A 24,078-nucleotide genomic window follows, 5' to 3' on the forward strand; every position below is an offset into this window, starting at 1 on the left:
CATGAACAGTATTACTGATAAACAGCCTGAATTATTTGGACATCCTAAAGGTTTATTTTATTTGTTCTTCGCAGAACTTTGGGAAAGATTTAGTTTTTATGGAATGAGAGCATTACTAATGCTTTACATGGTTAACGAAATCTTTAAAGCTTTAGCCGAAAGAGATGTAGCTGCTGCTGCTGTTTATGCTTCATATGGCTCACTAGTTTACGCTTCAACTGTTATAGGTGGTCGTATTTCTGATAAAATTTTAGGAATGCGTAGCTCTATTTTTCTTGGTGGAATTTTAATGTCTCTAGGTCATTTTGTCTTAGCAATTGAAAATGACATTGCTTTTTTCCTTGCATTAGCATTCATTGTTGTAGGAAATGGCTTTTTTAAACCAAACATTTCAACTTTCGTTGGTTCATTATACGAAGATGGAGACAGAAGAAAAGATTCTGGATTTACCATTTTTTATATGGGAATTAACATTGGAGGATTTGCTGCACCACTACTATGTGGTTGGCTAGGACAAACGTATGGCTGGCATTATGGTTTTGGTTTAGCAGGATTAGGAATGCTTACTGGATTACTTTTCTTTTGGAGCGGAATAAAAAAGAATGTTTTTGGAGACAAAGGATTACCACCAAATAAAGAAATCTATGAAAAGAAAATTTTAGGAATTCCTCAAAAAACATTTATCCCAATCGTTGCTTTTTTATGCGCACCTATAATAGCATTTTTATTAGCTAGTTATAAATCTATTGGAAAAGAAGATTCTTTTTTAGGAGACCAAAATATCGTAAATATCTTATTTAAAGTTATTGGAGTATTAATTTTTATTTACCTATTCATTATTCTTAAGAATTCAAGTATAGAAGAAAGAAAAAAATTAATTATGGCTATCTTAATTACATTTTTCATGACTCTTTTTTGGGGATTCCATGAGTTGTCTGGAAGTGTAATCACTCTATTTGCAGACAGAAATGTAAATTTAAATGGCATCATGAATGCTAGTCAAACAAATTCATTAAACTCATTAGTTATTATAGCCCTCTCTATTCCAATTTCACTACTTTGGGCTTATCTATCTAAGAAAAACCTTAATCCTAGAACACCTTATAAATTTGGCTTTGGACTAATCTTAGCTGGATTAAGTTTCTATATTCTTTCATTAAGTGGCGCAAGTGCAGATGAGAATGGAATGGTTCCTTTCTCATACCTTTTAATAATGTATTTTATAATTTCAATTGGAGAATTATTCATGTCTCCTGTTGGACTATCCAAAATAACCGATTTATCACCAAAACGCATTGTCGCTTTCATGATGGGAATTTGGTTTCTATCTTCTGCCTACGCATTTCAAATTGTAGGATTTATTTCAAAACAACTAGCTGTTGAAAGTACAGATATTAACGTAGGAGGATTAGAAACACTTTCTATTTATACTAATGGATTTGATTTAATAGCAAAATATTCTCTTGGAGCTGGATTATTAGTCCTTATCTTTTCACCATTAATGAAAAAATTAATGGGCAATGTTCATTAATCAAACAACTACAATTTAACCAGAAAAACCATAATATGACCAATACAACAATAAAAGAGAAAACTTTTTTTGGACATCCCAGAGCTTTATTCATCTTATTTTTTACAGAGATGTGGGAGCGATTCTCATTTTACGGAATGAAAGCTTTATTAATTTTTTACCTAACAAAGTATCACTTATTTTCTGATGATTCTGGAAATTTATTGATTGGAAGTTATGCAGCATTAGTTTATGCAGTTCCTGTTATTGGAGGATTTATTGCAGATAAATATTTAGGTTTTAGAAAAGCTATTGTTTTTGGTGGAATTATGCTTGTTTTAGGACATTTAGGAATGGCTTATGAGGGAAATGCTGCCACACAATCTATTACAGGAGAAATTATAAGAGATAACACGGCCTTACAAATTTTTTACTTTTCACTAGCCTTAATTATTTTAGGTGTAGGGTTTCTAAAAGCTAATATCTCTTCTTTAGTAGGAGAATTATATACTGTTGGAGATAAACGACGAGACTCTGGGTTCACACTATTCTACATGGGTATAAATCTAGGTTCTCTCTTAGCAACAATTGTTTGTGTATGGTTAGGAGAAGCTTATGGTTGGAGTTATGGATTTGGTGCTGCTGGAATTGGAATGTTTTTCGGATTATTAACCTTTATCTCAGGTAAGAAATTATTAATGGGTAAAGGAGAATCTAACAATCCAGCCTTTTTAGAACAAAAATCATTTGGACTTAAAAACGAGTGGTTAATTTATATTGGAAGTATTTTATCTACATTAATATTTTGGCAAATGGTACAAAATCATGATGCTGTTTCAATAGCTTTACAAGTCGCTGGTGCTGTTTCATTTTTATATATTGTATATTATGCTGCAACAAAATTAGACGGAAAAGCTCGTGAACAATTAATAGCATTAACTATTTTAATCATTTTCACTATTGTCTTTTGGGCTCTGTTTGAGCAAGCCTATACTTCTATGAACCTTTTTGCTGATAGAATTTTAGATCGACATATCTTTGGTTTTGAATTATCAGCAGGACAATTCCTGAGTTTCAATTCCTTATTCATAATTTCATTAGCACCTGTTTTTGCTTGGTTATGGGTAAAATTAGGAAAATATAACCCAAATACAGCCGTTAAATTTTCATTAGCATTAATGTTAGTAGGATTAGGTTTTGGCGCTTTAGTAATGGGGATCAATGTCTCTGGATTAGGAAAAGTAGCTGCTATATGGTTAATCTTAGCTTACCTTTTACATACATGCGGAGAATTAAGTTTATCACCTGTTGGACTTTCTGCGGTTACTAAATTATCCCCAGTAAAAATTGTTGGTTTCATGATGGGGGTTTGGTTCTTAGCAACTGCTAGTTCAGAATTTATAGCTTCTGTATTAGCAAACATAGCTTCTGTAGATACTACAAACGGAACCGCACCAGATTTAAATTTAGCAAAACAAAGTTATTTGAAACTATTTGAATATTTATTTTATACAGGACTTGGATTTGGAGTTTTATTACTAGCTCTTTCTCCAGTTATCAAAAAATTAATGCACGGAGTAGATAAAGAATTAAACAATTAATATTATGAGTCAAAATTCAACAGATCAATTTTTTAAAAATCCTGTCCTAGGACATCCAGCAGGGCTATTTGTATTATTTTTCACAGAAATGTGGGAACGTTTTTCTTTTTATGGAATGCGTTCACTATTAATATTATTTTTAACAGCTTCTTTTACTAGTGGTGGCTGGGAATGGACAAGAGAAAATGCGTCTGCACTTTTTGGTTCTTATGTAGGTTTAGTTTACCTATCAACCATGTTAGGTGGATATTTTGCTGATAAAATTATTGGTTTTAGATGGGCTGTTGTAGTTGGTGCTGTTTTAATGACTTTAGGACATGCTTCTATGGCTGTTGAAACGGAATTTTCAATTTATTTAGGACTTATTTTATTAGTTTTCGGAAATGGTTTCTTTAAACCAAATATGACTTCAATAATTTCTGAAATGTACAAAGACAGACCGGAAAAGAAAGATGGTGCTTACACATTATTCTATATGGGTGTAAATGCTGGTGCATTCTTTGGAATTCTACTTTGTGGTTATTTAGGTGAAAAAGTAGGTTGGAGTTATGGTTTCGGTTTAGCTGGAATTTTTATGTTCTTTGGAATGTTACAATTTTGGTTATCTCAAAACATCTTTGGAGACATTGGATTAAAACCAACAGCAGAAAGTAAAGCAAAATCTGAAGCTGCTGACACAGATGCAAGAAACCCATTCACTAAGTTAGAATTAGGTATTATTGCTGTTTGTTCAATATTAGGTCTATTATGGATCATTAACGATCCTGCTTCTAAAATTTCTGGTGGAGCTGTAAATATATTCGGATTTTTAGGAGAAAATGGAAACAACATTGCTATAGTAACAGCACTATTATTGTTTATTTACTTATTAGTGACTCGTTTAATGAAGTATTCTCAAATTACAAGAGAAAAATTAATTGCAGTAACTTTCTTTGCTTTTTTAACCATTTTCTTTTGGGCAATTTTCGAACAATCTCCAAACTCATTAACAATCTTTGCTAGTGATTATACAGATAGAGTATTAGAAGGTAATTGGAGTACATTCTTTCTATTTATTAACACATTAATTACAATTGTCCCTTTAGCAATTATAACGTGGGTTTTATATTTATTATTCAAACAAACATTCAAAAATTACGCAATTGCAAATATTATTTTAGCTACCAGTTTTGTTATTATTTGGACAATCGCAATTTGGATGTTGATTAAAGATTTTTACACCGCAGGGTTTATAACATTGTCAGATTCAACTTTAGAGATGCTAAAAATTGAAAAAGTTACAAAAGCAATTACAGAAGTTCCTGCAACATGGTTTTCAACATTAAACTCTTTGTTCATTATTTCATTAGCTCCATTATTTTCTAAATGGTGGGAAAGTAAATACAATCCAAATGCAAATATGAAATATGGTATTGGAATGGGATTATTAGCATTAGGAATGGCTTGTGTTGCAATTGGAGCAACAGGAATTGAGCCAGGTGCTAAAACTGCTTCTGTAAGTATGATTTGGTTAATTTTAGTATATTTATTCCATACAATGGGTGAGCTGTGTATTTCTCCTGTAGGATTGTCTTACGTGAGTAAATTAGTTCCAGCTAGAATGATTGCTTTTATGTTTGGTGTTTGGTATTTAGCTGTAGCAATTGGTATGAAAGGTGCGGGTATGTTTGGAGAAAAAATTGATAAAATTGCTAATGAATCAGGGTTAAGTTCTTTCTTCTGGATGTTAACAATAATTTCTTTAGTAATGGCTGCTTTGTCAATATTAATGACGCCAGTTATCAAAAAACTAATGCACGGTGTTAGATAACAAACAAAATTTGGCATCTTTTTTGTCTAATTTTGTTATAATAAATTAAATGATTATGAAAAAAATACTCTTAATACTCTTTTTTATAAGTTTCAGTATTAGCAATGCTCAGGAATTAACATGGCATACTGATATGAGTAAAGCATCTGAATTAGCAATCAAAGAGAAAAAACCTATGCTCTTGTTTTTTACTGGTTCAGATTGGTGTGGTTGGTGTATTCGTTTACAGAAAGAGGTTTTAAAAACGACCGAATTTGAAAAATGGGCAAAAGAAAATGTAGTTTTAGTAGAACTAGATTTTCCAAAAAGAACACCTCAAGATGAAACAATTAAAGCTCAAAACCATCAACTACAAAATATGTTTCAAGTAAGGGGCTATCCTACTGTTTGGTTTGTTACTCCTGAAAAAAAGGAAGGAAAAATGAACTTAAGCGGTCTTGGAAATACTGGCTATGTTGCTGGAGGACCAGAAAAATGGTTAACTGTGGCAAAAGGAATTGTTTCTAAAACAGAAGAAAAATAATCTATCATTTTAATAACCTATAAAATCCCTTTTCTACCGTTGTATGAAAAGGGATTTTTTCTTGTTCACATGTTTCTTTCCATTTCTTTATTTTGTAAAAAGAATTACTATTATCTGCAATAATTACCTTTGGTTTTACCTCTTTAATTAATCTTCTTAAATTAATTTTTGGACTTTGAATTAAAACAATTACATCTGGTTTCAATTTTGTTTTATAAATAGACATGCTATCAATAATTAATATCCTTTCTTCATTATAATTTAATACATTTTGTAATGGAATTATATGAACACTATCTGTAAATGTTCCACGAGAATAATCGTTTATTAATCCCTTATTTTCTTCTATAGAATTAGTAAATACATTTATTTTGTTTCCTTCTTTTATAGATATTAAACTTTTTTTACTATTAAAAACTAATAATTCATCAGCCTTGTTCTCTTCTGTTTTTATAAAAATGAAAGACAATTGAAAAATTAAAATTGCAAAAGCACAATTCCTAAAAGTATTCCATTTTGGGTTATATATCCAATAAATCAAAGTCCCAATAAATAAATATAATAAAACTGTTAAAAATGCTGAAAATGAAATATTTTCCACAATTCCATTCTTTATTTTTGAAATCATGGTAATATAACTATTCATTATAGATATAAAAATGACAAGTAATTTACCGCAAAGCAATGCAAATGGTTTAAAAATAAAATTCAACAACAATGTGAAACTTCCAAAAATTAGTATACAACTAGCCAAAGGAATAACAACAATATTTGCTACTAAAAACAATAATGGTAATTGATTAAAATAATACAAACTTAGTGGCAAAACACCTATTTGAGCAGCTAATGAAACTAGAATAATATCTATAAAATAAATTCCTATTTTATTCTTTGTAAAATAACATCTCTTATAAAATGGTTGAAACAAAAGTATAGATATTACAGCAGCATAACTTAATTGAAATCCTATATCAAAAACAAAATTTGGATTAAAAATGAGTAATATTAAAGCTGAAACTGCTACTGCATTGTAAACATTATTTTGTTGATTATAATAACTACCAATACTAACAAATGTAAACAAAGTAACTGCTCTTGTTACCGAAGCTGGCAAACCTGTTAAAAAAGCAAATAGCCACAAAAAACTTAAAATAGCTATCATTTTGAGAGTTTTCCCATATTTAATCTTCTCAATCGGTTTTAGAACAAATGCTAGAAAGAAATAAAGAATACCTATATGAAGTCCAGAAATAGCTAAAACATGTATAACTCCAGCCTTAGAATATTTATCAATAGTTTCTCTATCCATATAACTTCGTTGTCCTAATAATAAAGCATCTAATATTGATCTTATAGTTTCATCATATTTGCGATCAGTGAAACTATTCCTTAAGTTTAATCTTAAATTTTGTATATAATAATCAAAGTTCTTAGTGAGTTTAATTTTCACAATCTCTCCTTTATTACAAAATACTTGGTGAAATATGTTTTGCTTTTCTAAATATTCTGAATAATCAAATTGATATGGATTACGAGATTTTTGTATCGGTTGAATCTTTTTATTAATCCATATTTCCTGACCTACACTGAGTTGTTCTTTGTTTTCTTTTGAATAATATAAAAGAATTTTACCTAATGCTTCTGTTTTATTACACTGGTTTATTTTTAAAAGATATTTATTGTATTTACTATTTGGTTTTATTACAGAAGTGATAGTACCTCTCAATTCATTATTTTCACTTTTCATTATCTTAGAATAATGATTTTTATAATGTATTTCTTCATGTAAATAATGAGAAAACACTCCTAAGGAGATTACAAATGAATAACAACAAATTCCAAATAATATGTTTTGAAAAAGTTGTTTTTTTGCTCTTAGAAAGGCATAAACAAAAACTAAAAAAGAGATTGAAAGAAAAATTAAGATTACTAAAAATGGTAACCTTAAAAAATGATTTGCTAAAATTCCTAATACAAAGCTGACCGTAATTGTTATTATTGGGAACTTAAGTAGCTTCATCTTTATTAGTCTAAAACACGATTTATTTGAGCAAATGTTTTAGAATAATATGCATCCAAAGTTGAAGAAACAATAACACCCCTTTTTGTAGATGAATGGATGAATTTAATTTCATCATTTACAATTTCCGTAATAATTCCTACATGGTTAATAACGCTTCTTCCATTTGTTTTGAAAAAAATTAAATCACCAGGTTGTGCTTCATTTTTTTTAATTTTTTGACCATGTCTAGACATATCAATAGATGTTCTTGGCAAAGAAATATCATAATTCCCATAAGTACTAAAAACAAGTCCTGAGCAATCCATCCCTGTTTTTGTTGTTCCTCCAGTTCTATATTTAACACCTAAATTATCTAATGCATCATTAATAATTTTATTCGCTAAAGAATTTGTAGCTTTTTTTTCTAGCTTTCTTCCTTTGTCATCTTTATCAACAATCTCTTCATTCTCTCTCTTTTCTGATGATTTAGTTCTGTTTGATTTTACAGTTTTAGTTCTTCCATCTTCAGAATAACTATAAATCCCTTTTTCTTTTGCTTCTTTTTTTGAAGTAATAATATTTGATTGCGTTTTACAACTTACAATGCTAATTAAAACGATAAAAACGAGTATTTTTTTCAAAATATATTATAATATTAATCTTTTAATTTTTACGAATTTTTTCTTGAAATAGGTTTCCATCAGTGATGAAATCATAACACCTTTACTTGAAGACGCATGGATAAATCTAATATCACCTTTACAATTTTCAATTACTATTCCTACATGTGAAATACTTCTTCTCCTATTGGTTTTAAAGAAAATTAAATCTCCTATATCTGCTTTTTCTCTTTTAATTTTTTCACCTAATTTGCTTTGCTCTATAGATGTTCTTGGAAGTAAAAAATTATTTTTTTTATAGGCTTTATAAATCAAAGCAGAACAATCTATTCCGTCTTTACTCATTCCACCATAATGATATGGAGTTCCAATATAAACTCTTGCGCTATCTATAATTTTAATACGAGTAAGAAAAATGTCAATATCTTTTACAACTTCTGCAAATCTTTTTTTCTCTTTTTCTTTAAATCGTTTTTTTAGAAAAAATGATTTTTCGGTTTTAACGGCAGACTTATCTGCTTTGATATTATTTTTAGGATTTAATAAACCTAAATAATCATCAAAAACAACTACTTTTTTAATCTCATTATCAGCAGTTTCATCTGTTAAAACAGATTGTGCTTTTCCACTAATTATAAACAAGCAGCATAGTAATAGCAATCCTTTTTTCAAACCTAAGTGTGTATTTTTGCTAAAATAAAGATTATTTCTTTAATGAGGAAACAATTAATTGAGCAGTTTTATCACTAGCGCCTGTTCCTCCTAACTTTTCTTCTAAAACAGAGTACGCTTCAATCATTTTCTTTCTGCCTTTTTCATCAAGAATTTTACTCAATTCTTTCTTTAAATTTTTGGAATTAAATTTATCTTGAATAAGCTCAGTAACAACTTCTTTATCCATAATTAAATTAACTAAAGAAATGTATTTCAAAGTGATAATACGTTTTGCAATTTGATATGACACCCAACTTCCTTTATAACAAACTACTTCAGGGACTTTAAAAAGTGCCGTTTCTAATGTTGCTGTTCCAGAAGTAACTAATGCAGCACGAGAAACACTCAATAAATCATACGTTTTGTTTGATATAAAATGAACATTCTCATTCTTTAAAAACGTTTGATAGAAAGAATATTCTTGACTAGGAGCTCCTGCAATGACAAATTGATAATCTGGAAAATCTTTTACTATTGATAACATTCCTGAAAGCATTTTTGTAATTTCTTGCTTTCTACTACCTGGTAAAAGTGCAATTATAGGTTTATCATCTAAGTTATTTTCCTTTCGAAAATTAACTTCATTTACTTCTGTTCTATTATGTATAGCATCAATTAATGGATGACCTACAAATTTTACTGGAAAATGATGCTTCTTCTCATAAAAGTCTTTTTCAAACGGAAGAATTACGTACATAAAATCTACGTCTCGTTTTATAGCTTTAATTCTATTTTCTTTCCAAGCCCATATTTGAGGTGAAATATAGTAGTGTGTTGGTATTTTTCTCTCCTTTGCCCAAGTAGCAATTCTCATATTAAAACCTGGATAATCGATAAAAATTATAGCATCTGGTTGAAATTGTTCGATGTCTTTTTTGCATACTTTGATGTTATTCAAAATCGTTTGCAAATTCATTACTACTTCTATAAATCCCATAAAAGCAAGATCACGATAGTGCTTTACTAATGTTCCTCCTGTTTTTTGCATTAAATCTCCACCCCAAAAACGAATTTCGGCATTTGGGTCTTCTTTAAAAATAGATTTCATCAGATTAGAACCGTGCAAATCTCCTGATGCTTCACCTGCAATTATGTAATATTTCATTCTTTAATTCTAATAATTAAATAAGCTACAATCTACTAATTCGTTATTTACAAAAGTTATAATCCACAACTTGCCATACTCTTCTTCGCTCAACTCTTTATATTTGTAACTTCCTATAAATTGATTAACCAAAGCAGGAATTGTATTTGAATGTCCTGCTATTACTATGGTTTTTCCTTGTTCTTTCTTTACTATATTCTTAGCAAATTCAACATCTCTAGCATCATAATTAGTAATTTCTATTTTCTTTTTATCTGAAATTACTCCTAATGTTTTTTGCGTTCTTAGATAAGGTGTTGCATACAATCTGTCAATAGAAAAATCATTAAGCATAAACGCTAACTTTTTTGCTCTTTCTTCTCCTTCTATTGATAAAGCAGGATTTTTAGTTCCGTCCTTTTCTTTTTCAGCATGACGAACTAATATTATTTTTGTTATCGTCTTTTCTTTTGAAAAGTCTTTAGAGTTTACATTATTTTGCGAATGAACTAAGCTTGCAAAGCAAAAATTAATAATAAGTAAAAAAATAATATTTTTCATTGTTATAAAAGTAATGTTGTAATTGTTATAATAAACATTGCCAAGATAATTCCTCTTGCCATCAAATCTTTATTCTTTTTCAATAATAAGAAAAAAACAACAACATTTGGTATTGCACCTAGTGTTATAACTTTTCCTATCATTCCTGCACTTTTCATTATTTTAAATCCTTCTACAAAACCTTGTTCTGTAAAAAACTGAAGCGCTATAAAAGTTCCTATTAAAGCTCCTAATAAACCAATTATTAACCCTATGAATAAATCTTTTTTCTTCATTTTAAATCCCAATTATTTAGCGTTTTTATTACCTGATGAGCTGTTAAATCAAATTGAACTGGTACAACAGAAACATAATTATTTTCTAAAGCCCATTCATCTGTATCTTCTCCTTCATCTTTATTTACAAATTCCCCTGTTAACCAGTAATATTCTTTTCCTTGTGGGTTTGTTCTTTTATCAAATTCTTCAACCCACATTGCTTTTGCTTGTCGACAAACTTTAATTCCATTTATTACTCCTTTTGAAGCTTTAGGAAAATTAACATTTAAAACAACACCTTCAGGTAACCCATTTTTCAGAACTTCTTGTGTTATTTTTTTAACATATTCTCTTGTCGGTTCAAAATTTGTCTCCCAACTATAGTCTAAATGTGAAAAACCAATAGCTGGAATTCCTTCAATACCTGCCTCAACAGCAGCACTCATTGTACCCGAATAAATAACATTTATAGAAGAATTTGATCCATGATTAATTCCAGAAACACATAAATCTGGTTTCTTTTTTAAAATTTCATGAACAGCCATTTTAACACAGTCAACTGGTGTTCCAGAACAACTATATTCATGTTCAATTTCTTTATCTAAATTTACTTTATCAATGTGTAGTGTATTATTTATTGTTATCGCATGTCCCATTCCACTTTGAGGACTATCAGGCGCTACAACTATTACCTCTCCAATTTCTTTCATTACATCAATTAAGAAACGGATACCAGGTGCTACTATACTATCATCATTAGTTACAAGTATAAGTGGTTTTTTCATTTATTTTTTTCTGCTAATTTAAATAATTTAAATGGAAACCAAATTCAATAATATAAATATAAAGTTTTTAATTTTTAACAAAAAATTGTCGTAAATTGCGAGATATGGCATGATTTTTTATGTAATTTAGTTGAAAATTTTTTTAATGACCCAAATTGTTAATTTTATGAAAAGAAATTATAAGGTTATTTTGTTAATAACTGCCTTATCAGCAGTTCTATGGAGTTTTATACCTACGAAAAAAACCGAAGATCCAGAGAAAGACAAATTACTTTTGGAACTACTAACTTATGTCTTGGAAAAAGGACATTATAGCCCTGTTGAAATTAATGACAGCTTCTCAAAACAAGTGTACAATAAGTATTTGAATGGAATTGATCCTACAAAACGCTTCTTTTTAGAATCTGATATAAAAGAATTCGATCAATATAAGCAAGTAATTGATGACATGATCAAAAATAAAGACTTGTCGTTTTTTTACTTAACTAATACGCGATTATTAAAACGTATTAAAGAATCGGAATCTATTTATAAATCTATATTATCTAAACCTTTTGATTTCACTATTGATGAAGTTATCAATACTGATTATGAAAAACAGCCTTATGCTAAAAATGATAAAGAATTAAAGAATAGATGGCGTAGACAATTAAAATTATCTGTTCTTTCAACTATCGTTGATAAAGAAAAATTAGAAAAAGACAAAAAAGAAAAAGATCCCAATTATACTAAAAAGCGTTTTTCAGAAATTGAAAAAGAAGCACGTGAAAGCTCTTTAAAATCATTAAATGATTATTTTGATTTTATTGAAAAAGAACTTGATAGCAATGATTGGTATTCAATATTTATAAACTCAATTGTTGAGCAATTTGATCCTCATACTTTTTATTTTTCTCCTGAAGAAAAAGACAAGTTTGACATTAGTATGAGCGGAAAATTCGAAGGAATTGGTGCAAAACTTCAAAAGAAAAATGAAGTAGTTGAAATATCAGAATTAATTTCTGGTGGACCAGCATGGAGAGGAAAAGAACTTGAAGCAGGAGATATAATATTAAAAGTTGCTCAAGGAAGTGAAGATCCTCTTGATATTGCAGGAATGAGACTTGATGATGTTGTAAAAAAGATCAAAGGAGCAAAAGGAACCGAAGTTCGTTTAACTGTTAAAAAAGTAGATGGTACAATTTCTGTAATTTCTATCATTAGAGATGAAGTAGAAACAGAGGAAACATTTGCTAAATCTTCTGTAGTTGAAAAAGATGGTAAAAAATTCGGAATTATTTATCTTCCAAAATTCTACATTAGTTTTGACAACAAAGACGAAAGAGATGCATACAAAGATGTTGCTCTTGAAATTGAGAGACTTAAAAAAGAAAACATTGAAGGTATTATAATGGATTTAAGAGGAAACGGAGGAGGCTCTCTTGAAACTGTTGTAAATATGACGGGATTATTTATAGAACAAGGTCCGGTAGTACAAGTAAAATCATCCGGAAGTAAAAAGGATATTTTATCCGACAAAGATCCTGGTGTTCAATGGACTGGCCCGCTTGTAGTAATGGTTGATAATTTTTCTGCTTCTGCTTCTGAAATTTTCGCAGCAGCAATTCAAGATTACAAAAGAGGTCTTGTTATAGGTAGTAAACATACTTATGGAAAGGGAACAGTTCAAAACCTTATTGATTTAAATCAGTTCGTAAGAAGTAATTCTTATGGAGATTTAGGAGCATTAAAAACTACTACTCAAAAATTCTATAGAATTAATGGTGGATCAACTCAAAGAGAAGGTGTATTAAGCGATATTATTTTACCAGATCGTTTTGCTTATTTAGATATGGGAGAAAGAGATGAGAAAAATTCTTTACCTTGGGACAAAATTGACGCTGCTCCATACAAACCTATTTTTTCAGGATTTGAATCTGTTATTTCTAAAAGCAATGATAGAATAGCTAATAACGAACAATTTAAGTTGATTGATGAAAATGCAAAATGGATTTTTGAAAGAAAAGATGATAATGATTTTGAACTTAGCTTAGAAAAATTTGAAATAAAAATGGAGATTATTGACAATAAACTTAGAAAGTTTAAATCACTTGCTGATTATAAAAACAATCTAACGTTCAATTCACTTCCTTATGAAATTGAAGCTACTCAAAAAGACAACATTTTAAAGGAGAAAAGAGAGCGTTGGCATGAAGAACTTCAAAAAGATATCTATGTTGACGAAGCTTTAAATGTTTTAAGCGATATTGAAAAACTTGATTTCAGAAGTGTTGTTTACTCTAGAAACAAAAAGGGAAAATTTGAAAGATTAGATTAAAAACTATAAATAAAAAATGAGGTTTAACAACCTCATTTTTTTTATACATTAAATTCAACTATAATTCTTGTATAAACAAAACATAATAACCTCAAAAATGTTTTATTAATTTCTTCTACTCCAAAAAATTGAATTTGCCCATCTGCTCTCAAGAGCATATTGTTCATGAAGTTGAACTTTATAGTTTTCAAATACATCTCTCATAATATAATGATAAACATCTAATGCTTCTTCTTTTTTCAAGAGTATATCTGCCAATGCATGTCCGCCATAATATCCTGAAGCAAGAGCCGAGGTAATACCATAAGAAGACAATGGATCAAATGAATAAGCAGCATCTCCTATAGCTAACCAATTTCCTCCAAAAGGTTTTTCTAAATATGTTGTATTTGCTATTCTTGTTGTTATATCAAAAATATTATCTTCCTCTAATCTAGTTTTAAATACTTTTTGACCTAATTGAGAATTATTCATAATATCCAAAATAAAATCTTTTCCTTTATTCTTAGACGGAATCAAATCTAAATCCGTAAAAATCATGACTATCACATTATCCCCTTCTGATGGCGACACGTATATCCATCCATTTTCAAAACTTTCTGTATGAACATAAAACGGGATAGTTGTTTTAATCTGACATTTAAAACTTAATGATGCAAGCTGATCTAGTGTTTTCTTTTCTATTCCTAATTTTCTACACACAGAAGCTTTTCTTCCTGTTGCATCTACAACATAATTACAAAAAAGAGTTAACTCATCTGTTTTCGATTTCAAGACTACTTTTGTAAAATTCTTTTCTTTATTAATAGTATATAATGTATAATCTACCAACCAATTTATTTGATTTCTTTTAGAAATGTCTTGTAATTGTTTTTCGAAATAAGTTCTATTTAAAAGAATCCCTTTATTATACCTATCAAAAAGAAATAATTTTTCATGTAAAACAGACGTTCCCCAAACAGATTTATTCCCATAATACAAATGATGTTTTTCATCTACAAGCAATGATTCTAAACCCATTTTTTGAAATAATGGATAAGCGTTAGGAGGAATACATTCTCCTACTTTTTGATTACTTAACTGATTTGCTTCAACAATAACAGTTGAAATATTCCTAGAATTAAGAGTTAATCCTGCTGCAATACCAGCAGGACCTCCTCCAATAATAATTACATTAAAAAAGTTATTATCTTTCATTTCTACCATAAAATGGTCTTTTCTTAGCTATTTTAGTAGATTCAGCAAATGTTGTTTTTAACATTTTTTCATCTACTGTTACTCTTTCCGCATAACGAACTTGTTCCATTGTTGGATCAATTGAAGTATAAGCCATTCTTGTTTCCTTCCAAACTCTATTTGGTAAAAAATCACTTTCTTGATTCTTATATTCTGTCTCTGCAATAATTCCTAAATCATGCCATTCACTAATCATTTTATTTATTTTTGGTAAATATTGTGTACCAAATTCACGTAACCAATCTTGACGATAATCAAAATGTTTCAATCGCTGTGCAATATTTACTTTTGTATCACTCATTCTACCATAACTATCTTCACTTAATACTTGATTAGGCACTCTTGCTGCCCAAAATGATGGTAAAGGCAAATAAGTTGTAGTATCATATCCAGACAAGCAACTTGCCTCATCTGTTTGCCAAGGCACACCTAACCATCTAGTCAAAGAACCTGGTCCACTTGCCGACAATGGTCCGTCTTCAGACAAAGCAATTGCAGGACTTAATAAGCTTCCATAATCTAAATTTGGCATCTCATTTTCAGGTAATACTTTCAATCTAAAAGGTTTTTCCCACATCAAAGCATTACGCATTGGCCATGTTAATTCAATTCCTGGATGAAAAGGACCTCCTAAACATTCTTCAAATGGAGCTATATTTAAAGCCTCTATTTGTTCTTCCAGAGATAATTCATTAAAAGATTTTATTTTATCTACTTTGACATTATTAAAATCTCCTTTCGCCCATTTTTCAAACCATTTATATTGTGTATTTGTAATTGGTAAATCATCTAAGGCAATATTTGTATAATCTCCAAAACCATCCCCATAAAAAGGAGGTACTTTTTTAGGTTCTGCTACATTACTATTTGGGTTTCTTAACCAATTAAAGATTCTTTCCCTTTCTTCTTTTGAAGATTCAGAAGGATCAGACAACTTATTCAATAACTCTGGATTAGTGAAATCAGAAGGAGAGTTTTTCCCAAAAAGCATGAAAAATCCATGATTTACCCATTGTGTATTTGTCATACGTTCTAAAACTGGATAAATATGCTCCCAAAAATTTACACCATTAGAAGTTGGATCTGGATAATTGAATTTTTCAATAAATAAATTCAACACTACATCATACATGGTTACAACTCCAAATAACCCTGGTCCAAAATTTGGAGGAGTTACAGCAACCATTGCTGGTTCTGCTTCAAATGTTTTGCCATTGAGAACAATAGTTGCCCTAATTGTACCATCAGAAGTATCATCATGCCAACCTACGTTATTTGCAAAGGTTGTTGCTGGTTTATTATCATAAGAAGCAGAGTTTCCATCTCCACCAAAAAACAAAAGCCTTCCTTTATCATCTGTTTCTATTTTTCCTAGTGGTACTTCTTTCCCATAAAACTTCCCTCCTGTTAACTCATATTCTGGTTTATCTTTTTGACTTATTCCATTTATCTTTTTGACTCCTGGATTTATAACCAATTCATCCCTATCACCTCCTTTAACATTTCCATTTCTATATGTTGAAGGAATAGCATATCCTTCTAAATCTAAAGCATTATTGAACTCATACCAAGCTGATTTTACATTGGCAACATGTACTCTCCAATTTATTTGTGCTTCACTTGCTACTATTTCTTTAACAACTTCTCCAGCAGCATTAAATCCGTATACTCTAAACCGAGCAACTTGCTTTTTAACTTTCCCTTCTTTATCTTTAAATCCCCCATCTGGTGTTTCCATAGTATTTGGTAAATCTGAAGCAAAATAATATTCCGAAGAATTTCCAATTCTAGCAATTCCTAGTGGTGGATAAATTGCTACACTTTGAATAACTTGATCTTTTTCCATCTTTTTGTTTGTTTGATTCTTTTCAAAATTACCTAAATAGAGAATTAAAAAAACAGGTAATTATACCTGTTTTCTTTACTTAAATTATTTATACACAAAAGGCTATCTTTTAAATTAGATAGCCTTAAAACAAAACTCTTATTGCAACAATAAGAGTAATTCTTTCATTTTATTTAGTTTGCTTTCAGTAAATTATTTTTAATAAACTGATTTTTTTAATTAACAGAAATAGGTGTTGTTATAAGGAATATAACAACATGTTTTTACTCCATTTACATATATAAAACTTCCATCACCTCCGCAAGATTTTGGTTCTTCTATTGGGTCTCCAGGAATTGGAATTCTTATACCTCCATTAATGCTTTTTTGTTCTTTTTTAGTTAGCTCTTGAGATCCTTTTAATTTTAAAATTGATTTTTTCATTGTTTATTTTTATTTATCTCCATTTACTAAATAGAGAGGTTTTTAATTAAATTAGTTCTTATTAAAATTCTTATAACTATAAATTAACAGATATAATTATTCTGAGAAGGAATATAACAACATGTTTTTACTCCATTAACAAAAATGAAGCTTCCGTCTCCTCCACAACGTTTATCTTCATAAATTGGTCCAATTCCACCACTAATTGTTTTTTGTTCTTTTTTACTTAACTTTTGAGTTCCTTTTAATTCTAAGATACTTTTTAACATAATACTAGGTTTAAAAATTGTTTAATATCCAATCATTTAAAGACACTTGGATTTTTTGTCTGTTTATTTGCTCTATTTAAAAAAATACAATAGTAATTATCATCAATATATCTTACATTCAAATACGATATTACTAATAAAAATGTTATATTATAAATAAAATTTAACCTAAAAATATAAAATATCTTCTTTACAAAAATTAATTTTGTAAAATAATTAACATATTATTAATAATTAAAACCTCTGTTATTTTTAATCACAAAATAATTTTATCAAACCAAAGACAAATATTAATCCTACATCTAAGTTTTTAAATTAAGGATTATTCAATCAGAAAGATTATAATTATTTTATGATATAAAATTTAAAATTATAACATTTTAGGATTGATTTGTTAAAAATCTTTACCTACTTTTGTTAGAAAATATAACCAAATGCTTCGCTTAATTGCGTTGCTTGCAATGACATAATTATGAAACCAGACTTATTTCAAGCTCCAGATTATTATCAATTAGATGATTTATTATCAGATGAGCACAAATTAGTAAGAGACGCAGCTCGTGCATGGGTAAAAAGAGAAGTTTCTCCAATTATAGAAGAATATGCTCAAAAAGCAGAATTCCCAAAACAAATAATTAAAGGATTAGCCGACATAGGTGGTTTTGGCCCATACATTCCTGTAGAATATGGAGGAGCGGGTTTAGATCAAATTTCGTATGGTTTGATTATGCAAGAAATTGAACGTGGTGATAGCGGTGTTCGTTCAACATCATCTGTTCAGTCTTCATTAGTTATGTATCCTATTTGGAAATATGGAAATGAAGAACAACGTATGAAATATCTACCAAAATTAGCCTCTGGAGAATTTATAGGTTGCTTTGGACTTACCGAGCCTGATCATGGTTCAAATCCAGGAGGAATGACAACAAATTATAAAGACATGGGAGATCACTATCTTTTAAATGGCGCAAAGATGTGGATTTCAAATGCACCATTTGCTGACATTGCTGTTGTTTGGGCAAAAAATGAAGAAGGAAGAATTCATGGTCTTATTGTAGAAAGAGGAATGGAAGGATTTTCTACTCCTGAAACTCATAATAAATGGTCACTTCGTGCTTCTGCAACAGGAGAATTAATATTTGATAATGTAAAAGTTCCAAAAGAGAATTTATTACCAAATAAATCTGGATTAGGAGCTCCGCTAGGATGTTTAGATTCCGCTCGTTACGGTATTGCTTGGGGAGCAATTGGAGCAGCAATGGATTGTTATGATACTGCTTTAAGATATTCTAAAGAGCGTATTCAATTTGACAAACCTATTGGTGCAACTCAGTTACAACAAAAGAAACTAGCTGAAATGATTACCGAAATCACAAAAGCTCAATTATTAACATGGAGACTTGGTGTTTTAAGAAATGAAGGAAGAGCTACTTCTGCTCAAATTTCTATGGCAAAACGTAATAATGTAGATATGGCAATACATATTGCTCGTGAGGCCAGACAAATGCTTGGTGGAATGGGTATAACAGGAGAATATTCTATTATGCGCCACATGATGAATTTAGAATCAGTAATTACCTATGAAGGAACTCACGATATACATTTATTAATTACTGGAATGGATGTAACTGGGTTTTCAGCATTTAAATAATACCATAATAGATAAAAATAATATAAAATGCTTCATTATTTGATGAAGCATTTTTATTTTTGGAACATTATTTGCTAAAACTATATTTAGATAGATTTCGTAAATAATTTTAAAAACAAAATATTATGAAAACCCAAACTATTAACCGTAGAATTCAATCGTATAAAGACCAATTATTAAATCACTCTTTATACAATGAAATAAAAAACATTGAAGATTTACATTGTTTTCTTGAAAATCATGTGTTTGCTGTATGGGATTTTATGTCTTTATTAAAAGCCTTACAAAACAAATTAACTTGTACAACAACTCCTTGGCTACCTGTTGGTAATCCTGAAATTCGTTACTTAATAAATGAGATAGTTGTTGCAGAAGAAACCGATGTTGATATAAATGGAAATAGAAAAAGTCATTATGAGCTATATATTGACGCAATGGCAACTTGTGGAGCAAATACAGCTATAATCAAAAACTTTTTAGAAGATGTTGTCACTACGAAAAATATATTTGTAAGTATTAAACAAAGTGATTTACATGATGATATAAAAGCTTTCTTAGATTTTACATTTAGAGTAATCGAGGAAGGAAAACCTCATCAAATAGCTTCTGCTTTCACCTTTGGAAGAGAAGATCTTATTCCTGATATGTTTTCAGCAATTCTTACTAAATTTCAACAAAACTTCCCTGAAATAGATTTATCTGAATTAATCTATTATTTTGAACGTCATATTGAATTAGATGCAGATGAACATGGACCAATGGCAATGAAAATGATTGAGGAATTATGTGAAAATGATGATAAAAAATGGCAAGAAGTTGAAGAAACAGCCATATTAGCGCTTCAAAAGAGAATTAAATTATGGGATGCCATTGAAGAACAAATTCGAAAAAAAGAATTAGCATTGTAACAAAACAATACAAAAGTGGTTTTTGTTTATCTTTACAAAACAAACAAATGCTAAATGTCTTCACAAACTCGATTAACAAAAGCATATAAAGAAGCTAAAAGAGTATCCTTTACAAAGAAGGACAAATTTATTTTGTTTAGTGATTGTCACAGAGGTGATTCTAGTTTTGCAGATGATTTTGCTAATAATAGAAACATTTATTTTCATGCACTCCAACATTATTACAAAGAAGGCTTTACATATATAGAGCTTGGAGATGGAGATGAATTATGGGAAAACTTATTCTTTAAAGATATTTTTGAAGCAAATAAGAATGTTTATATGCTTCTTCAGCAATTTTTCAACAACAATAGGTTACATATGATTTACGGAAATCATGACATGGTATATCGTAATCAAAATGTTGTAAAAAAAACTTTAAGTGAATATTTTGATCAACGAAAAGGAGAAAAAATACCGTTATTCCCAAATATTAAATTTCACGAAGGAATTGTCTTAAAAAACGCAGATAATGATAACCAAGAGTTGTTTTTAACACACGGACATCAAGCTGATTTTATGAATTATGTCGGGTGGAAAATTAATCGCTTTTTAGTTAGAATTCTTTGGAAACCTTTACAAGTTTGGGGAATAAAAGACCCCACAAGTCCTGCTAAAAATTATATTGAACTTATAAAGGTAGAACGTAGAATCAAAAAATGGATTGCTGAAAATAACAATAAAATAACAATTACTGGACATACCCATAGACCACGTTTTCCAAGTCCTAGTGAAAATGCCTTACACTATTTTAATGATGGAAGTTGCGTACATCCTAGAAGCATAACTGGCATCGAAATAGAAAATGGAGCAATTGCTTTAATAAAATGGTTTATCGATACTAAAGAAGATGGAACATTACAAATTAAGAAAGAATACTTAGAAGGACCGGCTAATTTGGAAGATTATAAATAAAATAATAAAGCGAAGAATATTCTTCGCTTTATTATTTTTACTGCTCTGGTGCAATTTCTATTTCAAGACCATCTAAATCTTCAGTAAGGTGAATTTGACAACCTAATCTACTATTTTCTTTAACATGATAGGCTTCGGAAAGCATTGCTTCTTCATCGTCATTCCGTTCTGTTTTCAAAACGTCATTTAAAAGATAACATTGACATGAAGCACACATTGCCATACCTCCACAAACGCCTACTGTTCCTTCCTCTGCTAATTCATAAGAGCGAATAAGCTCCATAACATTCATGTTCATGTCTGTTGGAGCTTGTACTTCATGAATTATACCATTACGATCTGTAATCTTTATAGTAATGTCTGTCATTAGTCTATAGCTTTTACAACTGCTTTTTCTGCTTCTTTTCGTGTACCGTCAAAACCATCAACACCAGATACTGTTGTATATTTCAATACATATCGTTTTCCTGGATTTAACTTATTGTATACACTTTGGCACATCAAGGTTGCCTCATGAAAACCACAAAGAATTAATTTTAACTTACCAGGATAAATATTAACGTCACCAATAGCATAAATTCCTTCAATATTAGTTTGGTAATCTAGCGCATTATTTACTTTGATTGCATTTTTTTCAATCTCTAATCCCCAATTTGCAATAGGTCCTAATTTAGGTGTTAATCCAAAAAGAGGAATAAAATAATCCGCTTCCACATTCATACGAGCTCCATTAACCTCAATATCTATAGACTCTATACGTTCATCCCCTTTAAAACCAACCACTTCTGCTGGTGTAATTAATTTTATTTTATCTTCAGATTTCAGCGCCTGAACTTTTTCAACAGAATCTAAAGCACCTCTAAATTCATTTCTTCTATGTACCAAAGTAACTGATTTTGCTACATTTGACAAGAAAATACTCCAATCTAATGCAGAATCTCCTCCTCCAGCAATCACGATATTTTTTCCACGATATTTTTCAGGATCTTTTACAAAATAATCAACTCCTCTGTCTTCTTTTTCATAGAACTCTATATCTTTTAGTAGAGGTTTTCTAGGTTCAAATGTTCCTAATCCTCCAGCAATTGCAATTGCTTTTGCTTTATGTTTCGTTCCTTCTTTTGTTGTGACAATAAAAGTTCCATCTTCTAACTTATCGATAGTTTCGGCTGTCTCACCAAGAGTAAATCCAGGTTGAAATTGCTTAATTTGTTCCATCAAATTAGTCACCAAATCTCCTGCTAATACTTCCGGATAACCTGGAATATCAAAAATGGGTTTTTTAGGATATAGTTCAGCTAATTGACCTCCTGGCTGAGGTAAGGCATCAATAATGTGACATTTTAATTTTAATAATCCTGCTTCAAAAACAGTAAAAAGTCCTGTAGGACCAGCTCCTATTATTAATATATCAGTTTCTATCATGTTTATAATTGTAAGCTACAAAATAACGAAGTTACTTTGATTTTTAATATGATTTTTATCAGTTTTAGCTATTTTAAAAAGGTTGAAGGCATATTCTATTATTAAAATAAAAAACACAACAAAAACCAACCTTAAAGGCATTATCAACTAATAAATATTTAGTTTGTAATTAATCTTTTTTGAAATAGTTACGCAATATTTTCTACCGTTTCAATTTGTGGAACATATTTTTTAATTGTAGTTTCAACACCTGCTTTCATAGTACTCACACTTAAACTACAACTTGTACACGCTCCTTCTAAACGGACTTTTACATGCTTCTCATCGATTACCTCAACTAGAGAAATATCTCCTCCATCCGAATTTAAGAATGGGCGAATTTCATCTAATGCTTTTTCGATATTTACTATTATTTCTTCTTTATTCATCTTATTTTCCTTTAACAGCAGAACAACCTGCCATTGTCGTTATTTTTATTGCTTCAGTAGCAGGCAAACTTTCATTTCTGCTTACTGTTTCTTGCACTACATTTCTAGCTAAATCTTCAAAAGCTTTTTCTAAAGGAGTTGATGTTTGTAGTGCCGCTGGACGGCCATAATCACCTGCTTCTCTAATACTTTGTACTAATGGAATTTCTCCTAAGAATGGAACTTGTAAATCTATTGCTAAATTTCTAGCACCTTCTTTTCCAAAGATATAATATTTATTGTTTGGTAGTTCTTCTGGTGTAAAATAAGACATGTTTTCAATAATTCCTAAAACAGGCACATTGATACTTTCATTTGCAAACATAGAAACTCCTTTTTTAGCATCTGCAAGTGCTACTGCTTGAGGTGTACTTACCACTACTGCTCCAGTAATTGGTAGTGATTGCATAATTGATAAGTGAATATCTCCTGTTCCTGGTGGCAAATCAATTAGCATGAAATCAATTTCTCCCCAATTAGCATCAAATATCATTTGATTTAAAGCTTTTGCTGCCATTGGTCCTCTCCATATTACAGCTTGATCTGGTTTTGTAAAAAAACCTATAGATAATATTTCAACTCCATAGCTTTGGACAGGTTGCATTTTAGATTTTCCTTCTACTTCTACTGAAACTGGTTTTGCATTTTCAACATCAAACATTATTGGCATTGATGGACCATAGATATCAGCATCTAATACTCCTACTTTAAAGCCCATTTTTGCTAATGTTACTGCAAGGTTTGCAGTAATAGTAGATTTCCCAACTCCTCCTTTTCCTGATGAAACTGCTATAATATTACTAATTCCTGGAATTGCTTTCCCTTTAATTTGATTTGGATTTTCTGGCTTTTCTGGAGCTTCTACTTTAATATTAACTTTTACTTTCGCTTTTTCATACACTTTTTCGTGTATAACTTTAATAATATCAACTTCAGCTCTTTTCTTTATATGTAATGCTGGTGTAGTTAAAACAACGTCTACAACCACCTCATCTCCAAATGTAATTACGTTTTTAACCGCTCCACTTTCTACCATATTTTTTCCTTCTCCTGCAACAGAAATGGTTTCTAAAGCTCCCAGAATTTCTTTTCTATCTAATTTCATTATACTAACG

Annotated in this window: 23 protein-coding genes; 8 read left to right on the forward strand and 15 right to left on the reverse strand. The window is 29.9% G+C overall.

The window, feature by feature from the left end:
• The first annotated feature begins 1 nt into the window (after position 1).
• The 4 genes from SY27_RS09485 to SY27_RS09500 are packed head-to-tail and all read left to right on the forward strand — an operon-like array spanning position 2 to position 5,444.
• Positions 2 to 1,531, forward strand: coding sequence for a peptide MFS transporter (locus SY27_RS09485; protein ID WP_045969599.1), 1,530 nt, complete (start codon positions 2 to 4; stop codon positions 1,529 to 1,531).
• Positions 1,532 to 1,566: 35 nt separating this feature from the next.
• Positions 1,567 to 3,111 (forward strand): peptide MFS transporter, encoded by a 1,545-nt coding sequence (locus tag SY27_RS09490; protein ID WP_045969601.1) that lies wholly within the window; start codon positions 1,567 to 1,569, stop codon positions 3,109 to 3,111.
• Between the two features lie 4 nt (positions 3,112 to 3,115).
• Positions 3,116 to 4,921 (forward strand): peptide MFS transporter, encoded by a 1,806-nt coding sequence (locus SY27_RS09495; RefSeq protein ID WP_045969603.1) that lies wholly within the window; start codon positions 3,116 to 3,118, stop codon positions 4,919 to 4,921.
• Positions 4,922 to 4,976: 55 nt separating this feature from the next.
• Complete coding sequence (locus SY27_RS09500; protein ID WP_045969605.1) at positions 4,977 to 5,444, forward strand: thioredoxin family protein; 468 nt, start codon at positions 4,977 to 4,979, stop codon at positions 5,442 to 5,444.
• A gap of 4 nt (positions 5,445 to 5,448) precedes the next feature.
• Here SY27_RS09500 and SY27_RS09505 read toward each other — a convergent pair whose 3' ends face one another.
• Genes SY27_RS09505 through surE form a run of 7 tightly spaced genes read right to left on the reverse strand, consistent with a single transcriptional unit; the run spans position 5,449 to position 11,467 of the window.
• Positions 5,449 to 7,464 (reverse strand): ComEC/Rec2 family competence protein, encoded by a 2,016-nt coding sequence (locus SY27_RS09505; RefSeq protein ID WP_045969607.1) that lies wholly within the window; start codon positions 7,462 to 7,464, stop codon positions 5,449 to 5,451.
• A gap of 5 nt (positions 7,465 to 7,469) precedes the next feature.
• Positions 7,470 to 8,087 (reverse strand): C40 family peptidase, encoded by a 618-nt coding sequence (locus tag SY27_RS19080; RefSeq protein WP_045969609.1) that lies wholly within the window; start codon positions 8,085 to 8,087, stop codon positions 7,470 to 7,472.
• 6 nt (positions 8,088 to 8,093) lie between these two features.
• Positions 8,094 to 8,738, reverse strand: a complete 645-nt coding sequence (locus SY27_RS18205) for a C40 family peptidase (protein WP_152640746.1) — start codon at positions 8,736 to 8,738, stop codon at positions 8,094 to 8,096.
• Positions 8,739 to 8,769: 31 nt separating this feature from the next.
• Positions 8,770 to 9,885, reverse strand: a complete 1,116-nt coding sequence (gene lpxB / locus SY27_RS09520) for a lipid-A-disaccharide synthase (protein ID WP_045969611.1) — start codon at positions 9,883 to 9,885, stop codon at positions 8,770 to 8,772.
• A 9-nt stretch (positions 9,886 to 9,894) separates the two neighbouring features.
• Positions 9,895 to 10,425, reverse strand: coding sequence for a phosphoglycerate mutase family protein (locus SY27_RS09525; protein ID WP_045969613.1), 531 nt, complete (start codon positions 10,423 to 10,425; stop codon positions 9,895 to 9,897).
• A gap of 2 nt (positions 10,426 to 10,427) precedes the next feature.
• On the reverse strand, positions 10,428 to 10,700 hold the full coding sequence (locus tag SY27_RS09530; protein WP_045969616.1) for a hypothetical protein: 273 nt from the start codon (positions 10,698 to 10,700) through the stop codon (positions 10,428 to 10,430).
• Positions 10,697 to 11,467: a 5'/3'-nucleotidase SurE gene (gene surE / locus SY27_RS09535; protein WP_045969618.1), complete on the reverse strand. Its 771-nt coding sequence runs from the start codon at positions 11,465 to 11,467 to the stop codon at positions 10,697 to 10,699. The genes SY27_RS09530 and surE overlap by 4 nt, the downstream gene beginning before the upstream one ends.
• A 145-nt stretch (positions 11,468 to 11,612) precedes the next feature.
• Between surE and SY27_RS09540 the strand changes: the two genes are divergently transcribed.
• On the forward strand, positions 11,613 to 13,784 hold the full coding sequence (locus tag SY27_RS09540) for a carboxy terminal-processing peptidase (protein ID WP_045969620.1): 2,172 nt from the start codon (positions 11,613 to 11,615) through the stop codon (positions 13,782 to 13,784).
• A gap of 105 nt (positions 13,785 to 13,889) precedes the next feature.
• On the opposite strand, the gene SY27_RS09545 is transcribed toward SY27_RS09540, so the two are convergent.
• From SY27_RS09545 to SY27_RS09560, 4 genes are all read right to left on the reverse strand, one after another.
• On the reverse strand, positions 13,890 to 14,990 hold the full coding sequence (locus tag SY27_RS09545; protein WP_052705249.1) for an NAD(P)/FAD-dependent oxidoreductase: 1,101 nt from the start codon (positions 14,988 to 14,990) through the stop codon (positions 13,890 to 13,892).
• A complete protein-coding gene (locus tag SY27_RS09550) occupies positions 14,971 to 16,866 on the reverse strand; it encodes a LodA/GoxA family CTQ-dependent oxidase (protein ID WP_052705251.1) in 1,896 nt (631 codons plus the stop codon). The genes SY27_RS09545 and SY27_RS09550 overlap by 20 nt, the downstream gene beginning before the upstream one ends.
• A gap of 219 nt (positions 16,867 to 17,085) precedes the next feature.
• Positions 17,086 to 17,289 carry a hypothetical protein gene (locus tag SY27_RS09555; RefSeq protein ID WP_045969621.1) on the reverse strand — a complete coding sequence of 68 codons (204 nt, stop codon included), beginning with the start codon at positions 17,287 to 17,289 and terminating at the stop codon, positions 17,086 to 17,088.
• A gap of 83 nt (positions 17,290 to 17,372) precedes the next feature.
• Positions 17,373 to 17,558, reverse strand: coding sequence for a hypothetical protein (locus tag SY27_RS09560; RefSeq protein WP_045969623.1), 186 nt, complete (start codon positions 17,556 to 17,558; stop codon positions 17,373 to 17,375).
• A 472-nt stretch (positions 17,559 to 18,030) separates the two neighbouring features.
• On the opposite strand from SY27_RS09560, the gene SY27_RS09565 reads away from it, so the two are divergent.
• From SY27_RS09565 to SY27_RS09575, 3 genes are all read left to right on the forward strand, one after another.
• Positions 18,031 to 19,209 (forward strand): acyl-CoA dehydrogenase family protein, encoded by a 1,179-nt coding sequence (locus SY27_RS09565; protein ID WP_045969625.1) that lies wholly within the window; start codon positions 18,031 to 18,033, stop codon positions 19,207 to 19,209.
• Between the two features lie 125 nt (positions 19,210 to 19,334).
• Positions 19,335 to 20,117 (forward strand): DUF3050 domain-containing protein, encoded by a 783-nt coding sequence (locus SY27_RS09570; protein ID WP_045969627.1) that lies wholly within the window; start codon positions 19,335 to 19,337, stop codon positions 20,115 to 20,117.
• Between the two features lie 54 nt (positions 20,118 to 20,171).
• Positions 20,172 to 21,071, forward strand: a complete 900-nt coding sequence (locus SY27_RS09575) for a metallophosphoesterase (protein WP_045969629.1) — start codon at positions 20,172 to 20,174, stop codon at positions 21,069 to 21,071.
• A 37-nt stretch (positions 21,072 to 21,108) separates the two neighbouring features.
• Here SY27_RS09575 and SY27_RS09580 read toward each other — a convergent pair whose 3' ends face one another.
• The 4 genes from SY27_RS09580 to SY27_RS09595 form a co-directional block, all read right to left on the reverse strand.
• Positions 21,109 to 21,438, reverse strand: coding sequence for a 2Fe-2S iron-sulfur cluster-binding protein (locus tag SY27_RS09580; protein WP_045969631.1), 330 nt, complete (start codon positions 21,436 to 21,438; stop codon positions 21,109 to 21,111).
• Positions 21,438 to 22,496, reverse strand: a complete 1,059-nt coding sequence (locus SY27_RS09585) for an NAD(P)/FAD-dependent oxidoreductase (RefSeq protein WP_045969634.1) — start codon at positions 22,494 to 22,496, stop codon at positions 21,438 to 21,440. Before SY27_RS09585 ends, SY27_RS09580 begins: the two co-directional genes overlap by 1 nt.
• Before the next feature lie 188 nt (positions 22,497 to 22,684).
• Complete coding sequence (locus SY27_RS09590; RefSeq protein ID WP_045969636.1) at positions 22,685 to 22,924, reverse strand: NifU family protein; 240 nt, start codon at positions 22,922 to 22,924, stop codon at positions 22,685 to 22,687.
• A gap of 1 nt (position 22,925) precedes the next feature.
• Positions 22,926 to 24,068 carry an Mrp/NBP35 family ATP-binding protein gene (locus tag SY27_RS09595; protein ID WP_045969638.1) on the reverse strand — a complete coding sequence of 381 codons (1,143 nt, stop codon included), beginning with the start codon at positions 24,066 to 24,068 and terminating at the stop codon, positions 22,926 to 22,928.
• Positions 24,069 to 24,078: the final 10 nt, after the last annotated feature.

The sequence above is a fragment of the Flavobacterium sp. 316 genome (assembly GCF_000967805.1).
Lineage (GTDB): Bacteria > Bacteroidota > Bacteroidia > Flavobacteriales > Flavobacteriaceae > Flavobacterium > Flavobacterium sediminilitoris.